This is a genomic window from Pseudomonas sp. GM21 (assembly GCF_000282215.1).
Lineage (GTDB): Bacteria > Pseudomonadota > Gammaproteobacteria > Pseudomonadales > Pseudomonadaceae > Aquipseudomonas.
In genome coordinates this window covers 1-3,139 of sequence record NZ_AKJS01000058.1, presented here as the reverse complement: position 1 = coordinate 3,139, position 3,139 = coordinate 1, and the positions used below count along the sequence as shown (strand labels likewise).

Here is a 3,139-nt window from a genome sequence, read left to right as displayed (position 1 = left end):
TTTCCTCGACCAGTTGCCCCAAACCGTTCCAGACAAACACATGCCGACTGGTGTCCGGGTAGCGGATCGACAGCAGCCGACCTTTTTCGTCGTAGTGGTAATGGGTGATCTGGCCGTCAGGATCGGTCGCTTCGGTAATGTCCCCCTGGGCATTGCGCAGATACTTCCACACCGCTTTGCCGCGATAGCGCGCATGCAGGAAACCGTTGCGATACTCGTAGGCCGTTGGCTCGTCTTGCGGCGGAACCAGCGCCACCAGCCGTCCGACTTCGTCGTAGCGGTATTCAGTCACCGCCCCGAGCGGGTCCTGCTCGGCGATCAGCCGGCCATCATCGTCGTAAGCCTTGAGCTGCTCACCGCCGTCCAGGTCGACCTTGCGCACCAGACGTGCGCGCTCGTCGTGGACGTAAACCTCTTCGCTGCCATCGAGGTTGTGGACGGTGACGCTACCGGCGTCATCCCAGACATAACGCGCGTCCATCTGCGCAAACGAGGCCCAGTGGCGGATGCAGCGCGCGGACTTGCCGGAGCGTTCCCACTCCCAGAAAAAACGCGCCCCGCCGGCCAGTTGCCGCTGGAGGATGACGTGTTGGTCGTCGTAGTCGTAGCGTTCGCTTTCACCGGCGGCGTTGCTGGCTTCGATCAGTTGTGCGCGTTCGTCGTAGGTGTAACTGACCAGGGTTTGCTCGGTTTTCCAGCACTCCTCAAGGGTTTGCGCGGGGATAAACACCTGGTAGTCGACGGCGACTAAATGGTTGCGTTCATAACGCAAGCGCAAGGCGCGGCCGGCGCCGTTGTCGAGGCGCTGGATGCGCTCCTGGCGGTCGCGGGAGATGCGCAGGCGGTTGTCGTACGCGTCGCTGATGGTCGTGAGTCGACCGTGGTGAAAGTGATAAAACCGCGTGTCGTCGCCGGCCTGGGCGAGGATCAGTTCTTCGGGATCATTGCCCAGATAAATGGCCGCGCGCGACAGGCTGTTGTGGATCGCCGGGCGCTCAGCGGACGGCAACGGGAACGTGGTGCGGCGGTTTTCGTGGTCGATCCAGATAACGCTGTCACCGTCGATGTCCAGTCGATGGGAGAGCGAATGGCTCCAACCGAAACCGAGGCCGCAATCGATTTCGGCGGCGCTGGTGCGATAGAACCGGGTGAAGTCGAACGGCAGGAGGCCGTCCAGCGAAGCGTCGGTGAGGGTCAGCAGTTCTTCGCCGGTGACCATAGAGACCGGGCATTTGTTGGTGGCGGTTTTCTTGGCGGAATCAGCGCTGTCGCCGTTGGGGTTGGTGGCCTGTTTTGAGGCGTCGTCGTGGAGTTCGTTTTGCTTGAGGGTGGTGTTGCGTTTGGCATCCCAGCGTAGCTGCATCCGACCCTTGTTTAGTCCCGCTGCAACGCCGCGTGCGGCGACTGCTTTGTACTGGTCGACGTACTTCATAAAGTTGTCGATGATCGTGACCATCGACTTCACGAAGCCCATTACAGCCTGAAAAATCTGCACGCTGTACTTGGCCAGTCGCACTGTCAGCCAGGCAATACCGACGCCGACCACGCTCAACACCAAGCCAATCAACAAGTCGATAACCAGGCCAACCACAACTTTCGAAATGGCCTCAGCCGACGTCCCAGCCAATTGCGATGGCGGCAATGCTTCGAGCCATAACATTGCGGCGCGCATCAGCAAACACAGTGCCGCCTCGTCGCTGGCCAGCAACATGGCTTTTTCCATCATGTCTGGAGCGCTGACTGCGAGCCTTGCGAGTTCTCCTGCGCTATCACCCAGCTTCTCGGCAAAGGCGTCGGGGTCTTTCAGAATGTCGGTTAGTTCACCGATACCATCCCAAACAGCCTGCACTGCCGCCCAACCCCCTGCGAGCATTCCATTGCCCACGGCGGCCAACGATGCCGACGCCGATTGCTGCGACCACTGCGGCTTAAATCCTTCCCACTCCTTGCGTAGCCAGCCCTCCAGCTCTGTGGTCAGGCCTTCGTAAGAATCAAAAAGCGTGTCGATCTGCTTCGGCGTAACTTCACTCTGAACATGAACCCGATAGAACTTACCGGGTACCCCTTCGAATTGCCCTTTACCGTATACATCGAGCTTGACCGGTGTGATCTCACCGCCATCAACAGCTATCACATCAACCGAAATGTTCCCCAACGGAATGTCATAAACCGATTCAAACTTGCTCTCGATCTCCAGAATCTTGCTATCAGGACACTGCGCAACACCCGAGAAAAAATCATCATCGCCACTGCTCACCGCAGTCGTGGTGCTCCCAAGTTTTATCAGCCGTTCCATGCTCATCAGCGAAGGCAAATCCATCGCCCGGCTGACCCTGTCCGTATTCCGCCCCAAGAAGCTGCCAAGTTGCTGGCGATACAAAACCAGCGTGTCTTTAAACCCGTCGAGCTCCTGCTCGATCCGTACGATCTGATCCATCAGTCCAGCTCCGTCATCAGGTAATCCACCAAAGCTGATTTCGGTGCTTGAGGCAGGTCCGGCGTCTGCAAGAAAAGCGCGACTTTGTGCCGCGATACGCTCGGCGAAAACGCTTCATAAAGATCAGGTCGGTCCTCGCTCAACCACATCAGCAAGTTGTTGATGCGAGTCGTCGCGGACTCGCCAGCGAGGTGTTCAATCAGCGGTGCGGATACTTCCCACCACGGGAAAACCCTGGAAGTCTTCAGCGCACTGCCACCGATATCGAGCGGCTGACCATTGATCAAACAACGGTCGATCACAGGCATTAACTGCGTGGCATTAACTTCGCCGGACTGAAGGATCGGGAGCAAATAACGCCCATCCCAGAAGCGGAAAAACACCGCATGACCGTTGGGCAAAAGAACTTGGGTAAGGCTGCGCAGATGCTCGACCAGCACTTCTTGAGACGCAGAAGAAACCGCCAACCAACCCCAATCGCGAGACTCGGTGGCAGCGACCCACTCCAGAAACTCACTGCCCGCCGCGACAATTCCGACATAGGGCATCACCGGTTCCCACTCGGCGTAGGCGGTGTCGGCCCAGATCGGGTGCAGCGCATGAGCGGTGGTCGAGCGCTGCCAGGCTTTGAACGGCTCAGCCGCGCTGGCATTGCTGAAGACCGCAAAGAGTTTTTCCGTCGGCTTCAGCGGCTGGCGGGCC

Annotated in this window: 2 protein-coding genes; both read right to left on the bottom strand. The window is 58.6% G+C overall.

The window, feature by feature from the left end:
- The coding region (locus PMI22_RS20845) for a DUF6531 domain-containing protein (protein ID WP_007944372.1) at window positions 1–2,437 on the bottom strand (2,437 nt) is incomplete at its 3' end.
- A partial coding sequence (locus PMI22_RS20850) for a DUF4123 domain-containing protein (protein WP_007944371.1) occupies window positions 2,437–3,139 on the bottom strand: 703 nt, incomplete at its 5' end. The genes PMI22_RS20850 and PMI22_RS20845, both read right to left, overlap by 1 nt.